Origin of the sequence: Streptomyces albus subsp. albus, from assembly GCF_000719865.1 — a bacterium.
In the GTDB taxonomy this organism is placed as follows: domain Bacteria; phylum Actinomycetota; class Actinomycetes; order Streptomycetales; family Streptomycetaceae; genus Streptomyces; species Streptomyces albus_E.
Window position 1 is genome coordinate 1 of record NZ_JOID01000100.1, and the last position, 380, is coordinate 380.

Consider the following 380-nt stretch of genomic DNA (forward strand, 5'->3'; position numbering starts at 1 on the left):
CCGCCTCGACATCGGCCAGCAAACGCACCTGCTGCGCCTGAATCCACGCGATGTGCCGCTCCCACGCCTTCAACGCGTCGATCCGCCCCGCCGTGGACAGCCCCTCACGCTCCAGCAGGCCGAGCATCACCGCCGTCTGCGGCCCCGGCACCGCCGAGGCCAGGTGCGCGGCCCACTCATCCGCCGTCACCGGTAGTTCCGGCACCTCCGTGCTCCCGCCCGGTGCCGTGGTCTCGCTCTCTTCGAGCAGCGTGGCTTGCATGGTCTCCCCCGTCCGTTCACCCCTCGAACTCCCGCCCCCGCAGCGGGTGTTCCTACCCTCTATTCTCCGTCACGGACGGTAATACATCCAGGTCCACGGGCTGGAACCACCCGAACGA

Annotated in this window: 1 pseudogene; it reads right to left on the reverse strand. The window is 69.2% G+C overall.

The window, feature by feature from the left end:
• Positions 1-262: pseudogene (locus IF83_RS35400) on the reverse strand (HNH endonuclease signature motif containing protein); the annotation flags it as partial.
• Positions 263-380: the final 118 nt, after the last annotated feature.